This window comes from Exiguobacterium sp. ZOR0005, from assembly GCF_000798975.1.
In the GTDB taxonomy this organism is placed as follows: domain Bacteria; phylum Bacillota; class Bacilli; order Exiguobacteriales; family Exiguobacteriaceae; genus Exiguobacterium; species Exiguobacterium aurantiacum.
In genome coordinates this window covers 71,194-87,470 of sequence record NZ_JTLB01000034.1, presented here as the reverse complement: position 1 = coordinate 87,470, position 16,277 = coordinate 71,194, and the positions used below count along the sequence as shown (strand labels likewise).

The window sequence follows — 16,277 nt, the reverse complement described above, 5'->3', positions numbered from 1 at the left end:
TGGGGAGGAAATACTCATGCCGAAAATGAAATCGCACCGTGGTGCTTCAAAACGTTTCAAACGTACTGCATCAGGTAAACTCAAGCGTTCACACGCTTACACAAGTCACTTGTTTGGTAACAAATCGACAAAAGCGAAACGTAAGCTCCGTAAAGGTGCTATCGTATCAGCTGGAGACTTCAAACGCATTCGCAACATGATTGCGAAGTAATACAGAAGGAATTTAGGAGGGAAACTATATGCCACGCGTAAAAGGCGGTTATACGACTCGTCAACGTCGTAAAAAGCAAATCAAATTGGCCAAAGGTTATTATGGCGCAAAACATATTCTATTTAAAGTAGCAAAACAACAGGTCATGAAGTCACTCATGTACGCATACCGTGACCGTCGTCAAAAGAAACGTGATTTCCGTCGTCTTTGGATCACACGTATCAATGCGGCAGCACGCACAAACGGCCTCTCATACAGCCGTATGATGCACGGCCTCAAGCTTGCAGGGATCGACATCAACCGTAAGATGCTTGCTGAGCTTGCTGTGACGGATGCACAAGCGTTCGCGTCACTCGCTGACACAGCTAAATCAAAATTGAACGCTTAATCGTTCAAACGAAAGCGCCGAGATAATGTCTCGGCGCTTTCTTTTTTCTCGGTAATTTCTTAAGATGAAGAGAAGGAGGAGAACGTATGGATCAATCGGTTTTAGCAATCATCGCCGTGGCGCTCATCGTCTTGAACGTCTTCACGTACATCCAAGCGAAGAACTACACGCACGGGAACGGTGATTTCAACATATTATACGCTTACGCGGGCGGCGCGATCGGTGCGCTGTTCGGGCTTCATTTGACACGCAAGAAGACCGTTCATGCCCCAAAAAGCGTCCAATTACAAGTATTGATTTTAGCAGTGGGCTGGTCTTTAATGATTTTAGTACTGCTTTAAGTGGAGAATAGGAGGAGCAACCGGTGAACTGGACAACATTATTTGATCAGCAGCGTCGTTTGGATGAGCGGATCAAAGAAGAACATCAACTATCCGGGAACCAATTCGATGAGCGCTTGCTCGCGTTACACGTCGAACTTGGGGAACTCGCCAATGAGACCCGTAGTTTTAAATTTTGGTCGACGAAAGGCCCGTCGCCTCAAGACGTGATCTTAGAGGAGTATGTTGACGGCATGCACTTTTTACTGTCACTCGGCCTCGCCCTCGGTTATGAACGGGAGTCGTTCCCGGCCGGTAGCTCGTATCTTGATGCGACTGATGCTTTTTTAGACGTTTTCCGGAAAGTGACGAATTTTGGTTTGTCGAAGACGGAAGCGATGTACGAGACGCTGATGGCGGCATATCTCGAACTCGGTTATACGTTAGGGTTTAATGAAGAATTGATTATGATGGCGTATATGTCGAAAAATCAAGTGAACCATGAGCGACAAGATCAAGGCTACTAAACGGAAAAAGGAGCGATATGAGATGAACGAATCATTACATATGTTAAAACGATTGACGGATGCGACAGGTGTCCCAGGAAACGAAGGGGAAGTCCGATCTCTCATGCGCGAATACCTCGAACCGCACGTCGAATCGTTTGAACAAGACGGACTTGGCAGCTTGTTCGGGCGTGTGACCGGAGACGCCGATGGCCCGCGTGTCATGATTGCCGGCCATATGGACGAAGTCGGCTTCATGGTGACACGAATCGAAGAAGGAGGGTTCCTTCGTTTCCAAGCACTCGGCGGTTGGTGGAACCAAGTGCTATTGGCACAACGCATGGACGTCGTGACGCGCTCGGGTGAAAAGATTCCTGGCGTGATCGGGGCGAAGCCGCCACACGTCTTGCCGATGGAAGCCCGCAAAAAACCGGTCGAGATCAAGGACATGTTCCTCGATATCGGCGCGACATCGAAAGACGAAGTCGCCGAATGGGGAATTCGCCCGGGAGATACGGTCGTCCCGCATTGTGAGTTCACGGTCATGAAAAATGAGAACTTTTTGATGGCAAAAGCATGGGACAACCGAATCGGTTGCGCCATCGCGATTGAAGCGGCGAAACGTTTGAAAGAAGAAACCGTGCCAGGTGTCGTCTTCTCCGGTGCGACCGTCCAAGAAGAGGTCGGTTTGCGCGGTGCGGTGACAGCGGCCAACTTGATCAAACCGGACGTCGCCATTGCCGTGGATACAGGCATTCCGGGAGACACGCCGGGCATGACGCCGGCTGAAGGGTTGTCTAAACTCGGAGAAGGGGTCCAAGTCATCTTCTTTGATGCGACGACGGTCACGAATCCGCGTTTAATCGATTTGATCGTTGACGTGGCGAAAGAGAATGACATCAAGTATCAATTAGACTTGACGCCGGGTGGCGGTACGGACGCCGGTCGTTTCCATCTATCAGGTGTCGGGATGCCGGCCGTAGCGCTCACGGTACCGGTCCGTTACTTGCACACGAACGTCTCGATTATTCATAAAGCGGATTATGAGGCGGCGGTCGACTTAGTCGTCGCACTCACAAAACGATTAGATCAAGAAACGGTTCAATGGTTGAAAGAGGGATAATATGACGAAAATCACGTCTACGAAAAGTGAGACCATCAAGCGGTTGAAACGGTTGATGACGAAAAAAGGCAGACAAGAGTCCGGGCAATTTCTTGTCGAGGGCGAGCATTTGGTCGACGAGGCGATTCGTGCCGGTCGTCTCGTTCAGTTGATCATGGGTGAATCATACTCGCCAAAGAACTCGTGGCGTCTAGATGAAATGCCTGTGCTCGAGTTATCGGACCACGTCGCCGATTTGTTGTCTGAGACGGAGAAGACGCAAGGCGTGTTCGCTGTCGTGAACATGTCCCCGGTCGAGCGGAAGATGAAGCACGTTCTCGTCCTCGATCGGATTCAAGACCCTGGCAACTTAGGGACGATGATTCGGACGGCTGATGCGGCCGGGTTTGATACCGTCTTGCTCGGAAAAGGGACGGTCGACCCGTATAACGCCAAGGCGGTCCGGGCGACGCAAGGTTCACTGTTCCACGTGAACGTGAGCTCGGTCGATTTACTCGAGACGTTACCTGAATTAAAGAGTGAAGGCTTCCACGTGTACGGGACGGCCCTTTCAAAAGCGAAGTCATACGACCAAGTTGACTTCAACGAGAAAGTCGCTCTCGTCATCGGGAACGAGGCGCAAGGCGTTCACGCTGACGTCCTTGCCTTGTGTGACACGCGTGTCCATATCCCGGTGCTCGGTGACGCCGAATCACTCAACGCCGCGGTCGCGGCCGGGATCCTCATGTATCGGATCGCGCTAAAATAAACTTGTCAGCTTTTTTGAATCATGATAGGTTAGTTGTATTGAACGTAATAGTATAGACGTTGAAGGAGCATAGTACGCGAACTACCGAACGAGTACAGGGAGCATGGGCCGTGATTGAGAGCCGATGCCTCGGGCGGCGCCGAATTCACTCTGGAGTCGTGTTGGAGACAACACCGGGTTGGCATCTCGATAACGATGCCTCTTAAGTGGGCCTCAAACGGCCAAGCAGGGTGGTACCGCGATTATTCGTCCCTTCAGTCATCGACTGAAGGGGCTTTTTTTGTAGAGGAGGAACTAGTAATGAAAGAACAGTTAGAGTTGTTACAACAAGAGGCGCTCCAAGAGATTGGGGCGGCATCGACACAAAAGACGTTGAACGACGTCCGCATCAAATATTTAGGCAAAAAGGGGCCGATGACCGAAGTGTTGCGCGGGATGGGGAAACTCTCACCTGAAGAACGACCTGCCGTCGGCGAACTCGTCAACACGGTCCGCACGACAATCCAAGATACGTTAGAGGCCCGGATCGAGGAAGTGAAGGCAGTCGAACTCGAAGCGAAACTCGCGGCGGAAACGATTGATGTCACGCTCCCAGGTCGGACGTCATTGCCAGGACACACGCATTTGCTTCAACAGATTGTAGATGAGATGGAAGATTTGTTCGTCGGCCTCGGCTATACGATCGCCGAAGGTCCGGAAGTCGAGACCGACTTGTATAACTTCGAGATGCTCAACCTCCCGAAAGACCATCCGGCCCGCGACATGCAGGATTCGTTCTATGTCACAGACGAGACGCTCCTCCGGACGCATACGTCCCCTGTACAGGCACGGACGATGCTCGAAGCAGGCGGACAGCCGATTCGCATCATCTGCCCGGGCAAAGTGTACCGCCGCGACGAGGATGACGCGACCCATTCGCATCAGTTCATGCAAATCGAAGGGCTCGTCATCGATGAGCATATTTCGATGGCTGATTTGAAAGGGACGCTCGAATCGTTCGTCAAGCAGCTGTTCGGTGAGACGCGTGAGATTCGTCTCCGTCCGAGTTTCTTCCCGTTCACCGAACCGTCAGTCGAAGTCGATATCTCTTGTTTCAAGTGCGGCGGCAAAGGCTGCAACGTCTGTAAGAAGACGGGCTGGATTGAGATCTTGGGTGCTGGGATGGTGCATCCACGTGTGCTCGAGATGGCAGGCTATGATTCGACGAAGATGTCTGGATTCGCATTCGGAATCGGTGTCGAACGGATGGCGATGTTAAAACATGGGGTGGACGATATTCGCCACTTCTATACAAACGACTTACGCTTCATCGAGCAATTCTAAGGGGGATCACACATGTTATTATCAAAAAAATGGTTGAATCAATATATTGATGTATCCGATTTGAGCGGACAAACGCTTGGCGACTTAATCACGAAAAACGGGATTGAAGTCGAGAGTGTCGTCAGCCGGTCTGAAGGTTTGTCGGGACTCGTCGTCGGGCATGTCCTCGCTTGCGAGAAGCATCCGGAGGCTGACAAATTGAACGTGACGACGGTCGATATCGGCGCGGAAAGCCCGGTCCAAATCGTCTGTGGCGCGCCGAACGTCGCCGCCGGTCAACACGTCATCGTGGCGACGGTCGGAGCCCGTCTCCCGGGACTCAAAATCAAGAAAGCGAAGCTACGCGGCGTCGAGTCGCAAGGGATGATTTGCTCGCTCGAGGAACTCGGGTTCGAGAAAAAACAAATTCGTGAAGACGAGCAGGACGGCATTCACACGTTCCGTGAACCTGTCGAAATCGGTGCAGACGTCATCCGCCTGTTAGACCTCGACGATGAAGTAATCGAACTCGGATTGACTCCGAACCGCTCGGATTGCTTGAGCCTTTACGGGATCATTCATGAAGTCGCGGCCATTCTTGAGCGTCCATACACATTACCGACTGCCGACGTGACGACTGATGTCGCGAACACGGTCAGCGTTCGTCTCGAGACAGACAACTGTCCGTACTATGCGACACGCCGTGTCGACGGCGTCGTCATCGGTGACTCACCGCAATGGTTGAAAAACATTTTGATTGCAGAAGGCGTCCGTCCGATCAACAACGTCGTCGATGTGACGAACTACGTCATGCTCGAGCTAGGTCAACCGCTTCATGCGTTCGATACGGCGAAACTCGGAACGACGATTGCTGTTCGTCAAGCACATGACGGGGAAGAAATCGTCACGCTCGATGACGTAACGCGCACGCTCGATGCCTCGATGATGGTCATCACGAACGGCGAACAGCCTGTCGCCATAGCCGGTGTCATGGGTGGAGCGAACACTGAAGTCGATGCGACGACGTCGAGCATCATCCTTGAGTCGGCCTATTTCGCACCGGCCTCGGTCCGTAAGACGAGCCGGACGCTCGGTTTACGCTCGGATTCGAGTGCCCGGTTCGAAAAGGGGGTAGACCCGGAACGGTTGCAATTGGCCCTTGATCGTGCGGCCGAACTCATCGTCGAAGTGAGCGGTGGCACAATCAGCGACATCGTCATCGCTGGGGACAAAGAATCGGCGGCCCGGACGATTGACGTCTCTGTCGCTTATATCAACCATCGACTCGGGATGGATCTTGAGCAGGCGACGATCGTCCGCATCTTGGAACGTCTCGGTCTCGATGTGACCGGTGATGAGACGTTGACGGTTCACGTACCGTCTCGTCGTCCTGACTTGGAATTGCCGGCTGACATCACGGAAGAAGTGGCACGCCTCTATGGCTATGACAGTCTTCCGTCGAGCCTTCCGGCGTCGCGCTCGAAAGGGTATCTTCCGAAAGAGAACGTGTTGCGACGTCACGTCCGTCGTGTCCTTCAAGGCGCAGGGCTGTCGCAAGCCATCACGTACTCGCTCACGAGTGTCGGGAACGCCTCGCGCTTCAGTGGGGCCGATTTGACGCAAGTGAATTTAGCGATGCCGATGAGCGAAGAGCGTTCGGTGCTCCGGACATCGATCATCCCAGGTTTGCTCGAGGCGGCTCGTTATAATACGTCGCGTCAACAAGCCAACGTGCGATTGTATGAGACAGGACGCGTCTATGTCGAACAAGGTGAGACGTTGCCGCGTGAAACGGAGCGGGTCGCCGGCGTATTGACGGGACTCTGGTACGATCACCGTTCACAAGGAACGCGTGTCCCGGTCGATTACTTCGTTGCCAAAGGGGCTGTTGAGACGCTCTTGGCTGCGCTACGTGTCGAAGCGACGTATGAGGCGGCCGTGGTTGCGGATATGCATCCAGGTCGTACCGCAAACGTGCTCATCGACGGACGTGTCATCGGTTACGTCGGACAAGTCCACCCAGGCGTGTCCAAAGACGTGTACGGGTTGAAAGAAGTGTACGTGTTCGAACTTGACTTGGACGTGTTGCAACAGACAGCCGAGCTCATCTATGAAGACGTGCCGCGTTTCCCATCCGTCACACGCGACTTAGCGCTCGTGTTGAAGCATGACATCCCGGCCGGTCAAGTCGAAGCGACAATCAAACAGGCGGCTGGACCGCTGTTGATCGATCTCGCGTTGTTCGATGTGTACACGGGTGAGAACGTCGGGGAAGACGAGAAGTCGCTCGCCTTCTCACTTAAATATCAAGATCCGACGCGCACGCTTCAAGATGAAGAAGTGACAGCGTCTTACGAGGCGATTATCGCCGCTGTGAAAGTAGCTCACGGCGCTGACGTTCGCGCTTAACACAAAAAACTGCGATTCCTAAACTTAGGAATCGCAGTTTTTGTCATTGCACTTCGAGTGCCAAGTCACCAAACTTCGTCCATCCGACGAGGCAAGTCACTTTATAAAGAAGGAACGTAATGACTGCCGGAAGCACGACGCCCGTGCCGACGAAGATGGCGAACGCTTCGACGCCTTGCGCCGCCAAGATGTTGAGTGGTGCGATCATTGAGTTCAAACCGAGGCCGGCAATCTCGTACGGTACTTCGAGCGAGAACCAGAGCGTCGCGATCGGGGCGCTGATCATGGCCGCGATGAACGGCGGCATGACGACGCGTGGATTTTTGACGACGTTCGGAAACTGGACTTTCGGTGTGACGAAGAACGATGCGACCAAACCGCCTGGGTCGGTTTGGCGATAGGCCATAAGCGTGAAACCGACGAACTGGGCCGTACAACCGATCAAGGCGGCAGCACTCGCGACTGGATCGAGTTGAAGCGCGATGGCGAGCGCGGCCGATGAAGCCGGTGACATGAGCATAACACTGAAGACGAGTGCGATGACGAGTGATGTGGCGATTGGTGACGTATTGACGGAAGCCGTGATGCTAGCGCTGATCGAGTTGATGAGCGGTGTCGTGACGGCAGCAGCCCCGACGCCGACGATGCCGCCGCCAAGGACGGCGGAAACCGGGACGACCATCATGTCAAACTTCGTCTTCCCGAGTACACGCTTTCCAATCCAGACGGCAGCAGCCGCTGCGATCAACGCACTGATCGGTTGACCAGGGACGAGGACGAGTCCACTTTCGGTCGTTTGGAGCGCGGCCCCGCCGACGGTCGCCGCAATCATCGAACTGAATAAAATGAGGGTATTCCCGCCGAGCTGATAGGCGACACCGGCACCGAGCGCCGGAGCGAGCAAGGACTTGGCGACTTGGCCGATTGTGACGAGCATATCGAGTCCTGTCATTTTACCGATCGTCTCGATCAGCAGTCCGACCCCGAGCGTGACGAGGACGGCACTTGCCATTCCTGCTGATATTTTAATCATTCGATCCATTGCGTACTGTTTCACTTCCATCATCTCCTCTGTCTATTTTCCAATAAAAAAACCTATCCGGATGGGATAGGCGCACGATACAAACGGTGAGCGCCTCGTCCGAAACCATCGAAACAAGGGCCCAAAAATTCGTCTCGGTCATCGAGTCGATTTTCAGTCCCTTCGTCGAATAATAATCAGCAGGCCGTGTTGTGTCTGTGTATGCATGGCGTTTCGCTCCTCCGTTTTGCTAAGATTTGTCTTAGACTAACACGATAATTTTCAATAATCAATATTTTCTGAAAATTTATTTGAAAATATTTGTCGGCCGAAAAAAAAGAAAGGTAACCGCTCTTTTTTGTAAGCGTTACCTTTCTTGAGTTAATTCGTTAAGACGTGCTAGCCGTGATCAATCCGACTTGTTCATCGATAAAGTTCATCGATACGGTGTTGAAGATGTCCGGCTGGTCGACGTTAACGACGTGACCGGAGTCATGGACGACGTGAACGTTCGCTGTCGGCTGATGTTTTGCCGTGCGTTCGACCGCCTCAAGGAACATATAGTCCTCGTCTCCCATCACGTACAAGATTGGAACGGACGTTTGAATCGAAGAGAAATGGCGCAGCAACGGATTCATGTTCTCGGTCATTTTGAACCAACGGATGAATTCACGCTGGCAAAGGTTAGCCGCATCGCGGACGAACATCATCCGAGACTTCTTGTGGCGTTTTTTCGGCAATAAAATCCAGGCGAACAGTTGATAGAGCCACATGTACGGGACGAAGCTTTGGACGAGGCTGCCGAGACGAATCAACAACGTCGATCGAACGTTGAATTTGACGATCGCGCCCCCGAGCACGACCGAGGCGATTCGTTCCGGATGATGCTCGAACATCGCTTGAATGACGATCGTCCCGAGCGATAGACCGACCATGTGGCCTTTTTCGATGTTCAAGTGGTCCATCACTTCGACCACGTCCTCGACGACGACGTCGAGTGTATACGCGTTGAGCGGTTGCGTCAACGATTGCTCGGCATCATACGATCCGCCATGGCCGCGCAAATCGAGCAACAGGACGTTGTATTTCTTTTTAAACGGTCGGATTTGACGATACCAGTGAGACAGGCTCCCCCCGGCGCCATGAATAAAGATGACCCAAGGATGATCGTCGCTTAATGTATACGTTTTATAATGCAACATGAACGCTATCCTCCAAAAATTTTTAAGTTCATTAAACCTTGAAACAAATATACCATATGTCGACGAGGAGCACTATCGTTTCAACTCGCTCAAACGCACGGCTTTTTTCGTGTTGGCGAAGTGAACTTTAGCGATGTCATTCAACCGTTCGACGCCATCACGCTTAATCAACGTGGCGGCGACTTGGTCGACTTTGGCGCCCGCTCCTTTTGGTAACGTGACGCCGACGGTTTGACTCAATTTGTCCATTTCTTTCAAAAAGAACGCGCGCGCCAAAATCGAGGCGGCGGCGACGGCCACGTGAAGTCCTTCCGCCTTGGTGGAAAAGAAGACATCGTCCTTCACGACAGCGGCTTCACCGCTTAAATGTCTGTAATAGACGTTCTTTTCGGCGAACTGGTCGATCAAGATAGCGTCTGGCTTCTGATCCAGTTTTTTTAATAACGCCGACAAGGCAGCATTATGGGCGATTGCCGTCATCTTTCCTTGTGTCATCGTCCGTTGCATCTTATTGTACATCGGATTATGGAGCGTTGCTTTTTGATACGGGATGGTGACGTGCAAGTCGCGGGCGATGCGCTTGATGTCCGTGTCCGATAACAACTTGGAGTCTTTGACGCCGAGTTCTTTGACGAGTGCGATGTTGTCGCTCGACACGTAGGCGGCGACGACGACGAGTGGACCGAAGAAGTCGCCTTTTCCGACTTCGTCGCTACCGATGACGGACCAGTCGGAAAAGCCTTCAGGCAATGTCGTTTTAGGGACGGATGCCGCCTTTTGGATGACGTCTCCCCATTTCGCTGCTTCTTGTTCAGCGGTTCGGCCTTGGAACATGACTTTACCCGAATTGTAGACGGTAATCACGCACGTCGGTGTCTTTGCACAGAAACGAGCGTGAGGAGGCGGGCTGACCGCTTGGGAGGAATACGTTTCGATGAGGGCACGTTGCGCCTCGACCGATAATTTGATGACTTGATTGCCCAACAGGAGCACTTCCTTTCTGTCTCGCAAATTAATCTTACATTTTTTTGGTGGATTTTGAAACCAACATCCCGGCTTTTTCGTATGAAACAATGAGTCGAGAAGAAGTGAGGTGAGACGAAGATGTGGTGGCGCGATGACACGGAGCAAGATGAGGCTGGATCCCTCTATAAACAGATTCTCGAACTTGAGTCGAGGATCGCGAAACTAGTTGCCCATCAAGTGCGGGTGCGTCGGCTGCTCATGCAAGAGTCGTCCGAGGCGACGGCTGATCAAATCATTACGTTGCAAGCGGAAGTCGATCATTATTTAACGCTACTTCGTCAGGAAAGAGTGGAGGCCGTCGACCGATATGAACGCTTGCGTTTTGAGCAAACAATCGGTCGTGTGCGCGAACATGTCGCACAACCGACCCGTCCGCTCACAGAGTGGGACACGATCGAACGGGCGCTCGCGCTCGAAGTTGAACATCTGCGCCGCGTGCTCGCTTTCGAGCATGAACGCCGGAGCGAGGAGGGGTGGTAATGGAATCAATTGATCAATTATACTGGTGGGTATTGATCATTGCCGGGCTCGGCACGTTCATTTATATGCTGTTCTCCGATGCGTTCGATTTATTTGAGGGCTGGTTCAATCCTGCCGTCATCCTCTCGTTCTTGGCGCTCGGTGCCGGGATCGGCTTAATCTTGAACGCACTCGCGCACGTGTCACCGATGATCGGCCTCGCTGTCGCCCTCGTCGGCTCATTCGCCTTGACGACGCTTCTGTACTTGTTCGTATTATTACCGCTCTCGAATGCGGAAGAATCGATCGGCATGACCGATGAATCGCTCATCGGTCTCGTCGGTCGGTTGACCGTGCCGGTCCCTGAAGGCGGCTACGGGGAAGTGCTCGTCGAATCGGTCACCGGGTCAGTAGTAAAGACGGCGCAAAGTATCGACGGAAAAGCGATTCCGAGCGAACGGCGCGTCGTCATCATTGAAGTAGAACGAAATATTGCGATCGTCATGGAATATGACGAGCCGACAATCCGGAAGGAGAATGGATAGATGGATACAGTCATACTTGCAAGCATTATCGTCGGGGTGATCATTCTTTCCCTGATTTTTGTATTCGTATTAAAGTACCGTACGGTCGGACCGGACGAGGCGTTGATCGTCACCGGTAGTTACTTAGGGAAGAAAAATGTCCATAGCGACGCCTCGGGCAACCGGGTCAAAATCATTCGTGGTGGCGGTACGTTCGTCTTGCCGGTCTTCCAACAGGCAGAACCGCTCAGCCTTCTTTCAAGCAAGCTCGAAGTAACGACACCGGAAGTGTATACGGAGCAAGGTGTTCCGGTCATGGCGGATGGGACAGCCATCATTAAAATCGGTGGGTCGATTAGCGAAATCGCGACGGCGGCCGAACAATTCCTCGGTAAACCGAAAATCGAGCGCGAGAACGAAGCGAAAGAAGTGCTCGAAGGTCACCTCCGTTCTATCCTCGGTTCGATGACCGTCGAAGAGATTTATAAAAACCGTGACAAGTTCTCGCAAGAAGTGCAACGCGTCGCCTCTCAAGATTTGGCGAAGATGGGTCTCGTCATCGTCTCATTCACGATCAAAGACGTCCGCGACAAGAACGGTTACCTCGAGTCGCTCGGGAAGCCGCGTATCGCCCAAGTGAAGCGCGACGCTGACATCGCGACGGCAGAAGCCGACAAAGAGACGCGCATCAAGCAAGCGGAAGCGATGAAAGACGCGAAAAAAGCGGAACTCGAGCGGGCTTCAGAGATCGCTGAAGCCGAGAAAGAGAATCAGCTTCGCATCGCGGCGTATCGTCGTGAACAAGACGTCGCCAAAGCCCGGGCCGACCAAGCGTACGAGCTCGAAGAGGCGAAAGCGAAACAAGAAGTCACCGAGCAACAGATGCAAGTCCAAATCATCGAGCGTCAAAAGCAAATCGAGCTCGAAGAGAAAGAGATTATGCGTCGTGAGAAACAATACGACTCAGAAGTGAAGAAGAAAGCCGATGCCGACCGCTATGCGATCGAGCAGTCAGCTGAAGCCGACAAGGCGCGACAAATCGCCTCAGCGGATGCCGAGAAGTACCGGATCGAAGCGGAGGCGAAAGCCGACGCCGAACGCGTCCGACTCGCTGGTGTCGCCGAAGCGGACTCGGAACGAGCGAAAGGGGAAGCGGAAGCTGAAATCATCCGCTTGACCGGTCTCGCTGAAGCCGAAGCGAAACAGAAGATTGCGGAAGCGTTCGAGCAATACGGACAGGCGGCAATTCTCGACATGGTCGTCAAGATGCTTCCTGACTATGCGAAACAGATTGCGGCGCCGCTCGGTAACATCGATCAAATTACGGTCGTCGACACGGGCAGTGGCAAAGACGGTGGGGCCGGAAAAGTGACCGGTTACGCGACCGACTTGATGGCGTCGCTTCAACAGACGCTCAAAGCCTCGTCTGGCATCGACATGAAAGATTTGCTCGACAACTTTGTGGGGAAAGGTAGCGTCCCGACTGGTGATACGTCAGACCGCACGTTGACGGAACCGACTGTCGCGGCAACAGAAGAATAACGAGCAAGGCTGTAGACGATTCGTCTGCAGCCTTTTTTTCACGGATGATTCCCCTAACTTTCAACTGGAATGACTTCAAGCCAAGTCGAATTCTGTCGATAAGTAAGATGTCAGACTAATAGAGAGAGGGAGTAAAGTCATGAGAAAAGCAGTTATGATCGGAATGATGACCGCGTGCGTTGCGTGGTTATCGGGATGTCAATCCGTGATCAATCAACCAGAGGCGACCGTCGAGGAGCGGCAATCGATGGGTGTCGTCTTATCGGACGTCGGTCTCGGGGACCAGTCGTTCAGCGATGCGGCGATGCGCGGGATGGGCCAACTACGGGAGACTGGAGAGTGGTTCGTCGACTATCGGGAGCTTGACGAGACCGAGACGTATAAAGCGGGCTTCGAGCAACTCGTCGCCGACGGGCATGACGTCATCATCGGTCTCGGCTTCGCTTGCCAGGCCGACCTGGAAACAGTGGCGACCGCCAACCCGGACCAGCAGTTCGCTTTGATCGACGCGGTGTCGACATTACCGAACGTCATCTCGGTCACGTTTGAAGAAGTGGAAGGAAGTGCCTTGGCCGGTGCGGTCGCTGGACTAGAGACCGATACGGACAAAATCGGATTCATCGGCGGAGTGGACAATGAACTGATTCAGAAATTTTCTACCGGATTTTTGCTCGGTGCAAAGGCGGTAAATGAAGACGTCGAGCTCATCGTCGATTATGCGAACGATTTCGCCTCTCCGGACATCGGCCGCAAGTTGGCGGAAAAACAAATTCAAGCGGGCGTTGACGTGCTGTATGCAGCGGCAGGACTGACGGGTGTCGGCGTGTTAGAGACCGCTGAAAAGAACGGGGTGAAGGCGATCGGTGTCGATAGCGACCAATCGATGATTGCCCCGGACGCCGTCATCACATCGATGTTGAAACAAGTCGACTTGGCGATCGTCGAAATTGCGAACAACGTCAAAGGAGATGTATTCAGTGAACATTACGTGCTCGGTCTCGACCAAGGCGGTGTCGGCTTGTCAGCGCTGCGGCGCATCCAATGGACCGAAGACGAGCGTGAACGGTTTGAATCGTTCGAGAAACGTCTGATGGAGGGGGCACAGTGATGAGTTTACGGAAACGATTTATTTTCTCCACCGTCTTCACGGTGCTGTTGATCATACTGATGATGAGTTACGTCTTGACGACATTGAACCGATTGCAGACTTATAATGAACAGTACGGTTCACAGATGATCGAGTTGTCGCAACTCGAGACGTCGTTGCTCCAAGAACAGTCGCTTTGGACGTCGCTCGGTGAGCAGATGAGCCCGGCGACGCTCAATCAATTGGAGCGTATCCGCCTGAACAACACGGAGACGTTCGACACGTTGCGGGAAACGTATTTGATTCCAGCCTTCGAAGAGCATCTGGAGCGAGCGACGATGAAATATGAGCGCATCGGTGCCGACGTCGAGACGGCCCGTGAAGGCGGGATCGCGGCGCGCATCCAAGCCGCCAAGCTCGAAGGTCTGCTGAATGACGTGAACACGCTCTTGCTCAAGAACGGTACGTTTTATGAGGCGTTGCAACGTGAAGCGGCCGAGGAGACGAGACGTCTGTTCATCGTGTCGATCGTCCTGACAGGGTTCGTCATTCTCGCACTCGGGATTTACAACTTTTTCTTTGCCCGGTCGATCACACTTCCGCTCGAGCGGAACGTCGAGGCGGCCGAAGCGATCGCGTCTGGTCGGTTGATCACGTTACCGGACTCGACCCGGCGCGATGAGATTGGGCGATTGGAGCGGGCGATGCAAGACATGACGGCCTCCCTGCAGACGGTCATCGGATCGATCCGCGTCACCTCGATGCGAGTGAATGACATGACCGAGACGGCGGCAGCCGAGAACGAGGCGGTCGTGAGCACGACATCGAACATCACGAACGCGGTCGACGAAATGGCGAACGGTGCCCAATCGATCGCGACCGAACTTCAAGAGACGCTTGAATCGGTAGGCATTATGGCTTCTTCATTCGAAACGAGCCTGGACCAGACGAGGCAGACGACCGAAGAAACGACCGAGATGACACGTGAAGTGGCCGCTGGGATCGAAACGCTCACCGATCAAGAACGCATCTTGCACCAATCGAGTGAGCGAAACGGGATGCTCGTGACCCGGATGGAACAGTTCGCACGGAACACGGCCGAAATTGAGAAGATGGCAAAACTCGTCGAAGATGTGGCGGCACAGACGAATTTGCTCGCTCTGAACGCAGCCATCGAGGCCGCGCGAGCAGGTGAGGCAGGGCGTGGATTCGCTGTCGTTGCGAGCGAAGTGAAGAAGTTAGCCGAAGAGAGCAACGTGGCGACCCGTTCAATCTTTGGTGTCGTCCAGTCGATCCATGAAGAAGTCGAACGATTGAAGGAGACGGTCGAAGAATCAAGCCGCGAACAGAACGCCCAACTTCAAGCGTTCGGATTGACGAAACAAGCGTTCACACGCATTCATGAGCGGACCGACCACGTGGCCACATTCGTCTCGACGATCGAACGCGAGATGGTCGCTTCGAGCCGTGAAGTGACGAACGTGTTGAAGCGGGTCGAGGAAGTGAGCGGCGTGACCGAAGAACTGGCAGCCGGGAACGAAGAAGTGGCCGCCTCGATGAAAGAACAACAAGCAAGTTTCGATCAAATCTTTGCCTTGATGCAAGAGTTAGAAGGGCAAGCGGCCGCGCTCGCGAGCCAAGTCCAACATTTTGAGAACGAATGAGGAAGAGACAAGTTTCGGCTTGTCTCTTTTTTGTCGTGTTGCTGGATGAGGAAAGTGAAGAGAGTGCTCACAGAAGGGCGGGGCAACGATGCGTTAACGAAGCGAACATTATCGACACACGTGCATCATACTAGGAAGTGAACATTTGTCGACATGGAGGGATGCGTAATGGAGAAATGGAAGCGGTACGTCGTCGGGCTCGTCGTTGGACTCTTCATCGGTGTCGGGTATTTATTCGCGTCAAAACAACCAGAGACGACGATCGTTGAAGAATTCACTGTCACAGAAGAAGTGGAACCGAACGTGTCGGCAGAAGGAGGAGTGTCTCAAGTCGTCGTATACGTGGCCGGCGCGGTCGAGACGCCGGACGTGTACACGATGCCTCAAGGCGCAAGAGTCGGAGACGTGTTGTCGCTCGCCGTTTTGACGAGCGACGCCGACCCGCAACAGTTGAACTTGGCCCAACTGCTCGTCGACGGGACTAAAGTCACCGTCCCGCGGAAAGGTGAGGTCCTCGTGGCCGCACCGGATACGACTAGTGGCGGGACGAACGGTGTCCATGTCAACAGTGCGACAAAAGAGGAGTTGATGAGCGTACCTGGCATCGGTCCTGCCAAGGCAGACGCGATTTTAACCTACTTGCAGACGCACGGACCGTTCAAGTCGTACGAGGAGATCGGGAACGTCAAAGGGTTTGGTGAGAAGACGCTAGAGAGCATGGAAGGGTATTTGCTGGTCCCGTGAC

17 protein-coding genes are annotated in these 16,277 nt (G+C 53.4%); 14 read left to right on the top strand and 3 right to left on the bottom strand.

Translation table 11 applies throughout. The annotated features are described in order from the left end of the window. The first annotated feature begins 16 nt into the window (after positions 1 to 16). The 8 genes from rpmI to pheT all read left to right on the top strand — a co-directional run bounded on the left by rpmI (position 17) and on the right by pheT (position 7,007). The gene (gene rpmI / locus L971_RS14040) at positions 17 to 211 is read left to right on the top strand and encodes a 50S ribosomal protein L35 (RefSeq protein ID WP_021065641.1); all 195 of its coding nucleotides are present in this window, start codon (positions 17 to 19) and stop codon (positions 209 to 211) included. A gap of 28 nt (positions 212 to 239) precedes the next feature. Continuing rightward, complete coding sequence (rplT, locus tag L971_RS14035; RefSeq protein ID WP_024371399.1) at positions 240 to 599, top strand: 50S ribosomal protein L20; 360 nt, start codon at positions 240 to 242, stop codon at positions 597 to 599. An 86-nt stretch (positions 600 to 685) separates the two neighbouring features. Further along, positions 686 to 940 carry a hypothetical protein gene (locus L971_RS14030; RefSeq protein WP_024371400.1) on the top strand — a complete coding sequence of 85 codons (255 nt, stop codon included), beginning with the start codon at positions 686 to 688 and terminating at the stop codon, positions 938 to 940. Positions 941 to 963: 23 nt separating this feature from the next. Beyond that, entirely contained in the window at positions 964 to 1,446 is a 483-nt protein-coding gene (locus L971_RS14025) for a dUTP diphosphatase (RefSeq protein ID WP_024371401.1), read from the top strand. A gap of 22 nt (positions 1,447 to 1,468) precedes the next feature. Continuing rightward, complete coding sequence (locus tag L971_RS14020) at positions 1,469 to 2,548, top strand: M42 family metallopeptidase (protein ID WP_047376381.1); 1,080 nt, start codon at positions 1,469 to 1,471, stop codon at positions 2,546 to 2,548. Between the two features lies 1 nt (position 2,549). Further along, the gene (locus L971_RS14015; protein ID WP_029334725.1) at positions 2,550 to 3,296 is read left to right on the top strand and encodes an RNA methyltransferase; all 747 of its coding nucleotides are present in this window, start codon (positions 2,550 to 2,552) and stop codon (positions 3,294 to 3,296) included. Positions 3,297 to 3,596: 300 nt separating this feature from the next. Continuing rightward, complete coding sequence (gene pheS, locus L971_RS14010) at positions 3,597 to 4,619, top strand: phenylalanine--tRNA ligase subunit alpha (RefSeq protein ID WP_024371404.1); 1,023 nt, start codon at positions 3,597 to 3,599, stop codon at positions 4,617 to 4,619. 12 nt (positions 4,620 to 4,631) lie between these two features. Beyond that, a complete protein-coding gene (gene pheT / locus L971_RS14005) occupies positions 4,632 to 7,007 on the top strand; it encodes a phenylalanine--tRNA ligase subunit beta (protein WP_047376379.1) in 2,376 nt (791 codons plus the stop codon). A gap of 43 nt (positions 7,008 to 7,050) precedes the next feature. Here pheT and L971_RS14000 read toward each other — a convergent pair whose 3' ends face one another. The 3 genes from L971_RS14000 to rnhC form a co-directional block, all read right to left on the bottom strand. Further along, positions 7,051 to 8,073, bottom strand: a complete 1,023-nt coding sequence (locus L971_RS14000; protein WP_047376378.1) for a PTS transporter subunit IIC — start codon at positions 8,071 to 8,073, stop codon at positions 7,051 to 7,053. Positions 8,074 to 8,417: 344 nt separating this feature from the next. Next, positions 8,418 to 9,230: an alpha/beta fold hydrolase gene (locus tag L971_RS13995; RefSeq protein ID WP_029334728.1), complete on the bottom strand. Its 813-nt coding sequence runs from the start codon at positions 9,228 to 9,230 to the stop codon at positions 8,418 to 8,420. Positions 9,231 to 9,302: 72 nt separating this feature from the next. Further along, positions 9,303 to 10,214: a ribonuclease HIII gene (gene rnhC, locus L971_RS13990; RefSeq protein ID WP_024371408.1), complete on the bottom strand. Its 912-nt coding sequence runs from the start codon at positions 10,212 to 10,214 to the stop codon at positions 9,303 to 9,305. A 120-nt stretch (positions 10,215 to 10,334) separates the two neighbouring features. Here rnhC and L971_RS13985 point away from each other — a divergent pair, with 120 nt between their 5' ends. The 6 genes from L971_RS13985 (at position 10,335) to L971_RS13960 (ending at position 16,276) form a co-directional block, all read left to right on the top strand. Then, positions 10,335 to 10,736 carry a hypothetical protein gene (locus L971_RS13985; RefSeq protein WP_047376376.1) on the top strand — a complete coding sequence of 134 codons (402 nt, stop codon included), beginning with the start codon at positions 10,335 to 10,337 and terminating at the stop codon, positions 10,734 to 10,736. Continuing rightward, on the top strand, positions 10,736 to 11,260 hold the full coding sequence (locus tag L971_RS13980; RefSeq protein WP_024371410.1) for an NfeD family protein: 525 nt from the start codon (positions 10,736 to 10,738) through the stop codon (positions 11,258 to 11,260). The genes L971_RS13985 and L971_RS13980 overlap by 1 nt, the downstream gene beginning before the upstream one ends. Then, positions 11,261 to 12,781 carry a flotillin family protein gene (locus L971_RS13975; RefSeq protein ID WP_024371411.1) on the top strand — a complete coding sequence of 507 codons (1,521 nt, stop codon included), beginning with the start codon at positions 11,261 to 11,263 and terminating at the stop codon, positions 12,779 to 12,781. It abuts the gene before it with no gap. 205 nt (positions 12,782 to 12,986) lie between these two features. After that, a complete protein-coding gene (locus L971_RS13970) occupies positions 12,987 to 13,889 on the top strand; it encodes a BMP family protein (protein WP_231557617.1) in 903 nt (300 codons plus the stop codon). Next, on the top strand, positions 13,889 to 15,532 hold the full coding sequence (locus L971_RS13965; protein WP_047376370.1) for a methyl-accepting chemotaxis protein: 1,644 nt from the start codon (positions 13,889 to 13,891) through the stop codon (positions 15,530 to 15,532). The genes L971_RS13970 and L971_RS13965 overlap by 1 nt, the downstream gene beginning before the upstream one ends. A 168-nt stretch (positions 15,533 to 15,700) precedes the next feature. Continuing rightward, on the top strand, positions 15,701 to 16,276 hold the full coding sequence (locus L971_RS13960; RefSeq protein ID WP_052200414.1) for a helix-hairpin-helix domain-containing protein: 576 nt from the start codon (positions 15,701 to 15,703) through the stop codon (positions 16,274 to 16,276). Position 16,277: the final 1 nt, after the last annotated feature.